This is a genomic window from Kitasatospora sp. MBT63 (assembly GCF_000710465.2).
GTDB lineage: Bacteria > Actinomycetota > Actinomycetes > Streptomycetales > Streptomycetaceae > Kitasatospora.
On sequence record NZ_JAIZ01000690.1, the window covers coordinates 2,417 to 2,803 of the forward strand.

Consider the following 387-nt stretch of genomic DNA (forward strand, 5'->3'; position numbering starts at 1 on the left):
GGCGACGCCCACATCATCCGCAACGCGGGCGGGGTCGTCACCGACGACACCATCCGCTCGCTCACCATCAGCCAGCGCGCCCTGGGCACCCGCTCGGTGGCGCTGATCCACCACACCGGCTGCGGCCTGCTCGGCCTGACCGAGGACTTCCGCCGGGAGCTGGAGCTGGAGGTCGGCCAGCGGCCGCAGTGGGCGGTGGAGTCCTTCGTCGACCTGGACGGTGACGTCCGCCAGTCGATGCAGCGGGTCCGCACCTCCCCCTTCCTCCCGCACACCGACGACGTCCGCGGGTTCGTCTTCGACGTCCACACCGGCCTGCTCCGGGAAGTCCGCCCCTGACCCTCCCCGCCCCTCCCACCCGCGGTCCGGCCGATGGCGTCCGGGCCG

Annotated in this window: 1 protein-coding gene; it reads left to right on the top strand. The window is 73.6% G+C overall.

What is annotated here, in order from left to right:
- A partial coding sequence (locus AA75_RS44945; RefSeq protein WP_033824689.1) for a carbonic anhydrase occupies positions 1-339 on the top strand: 339 nt, incomplete at its 5' end.
- Between the last annotated feature and the right edge of the window lie 48 nt (positions 340-387).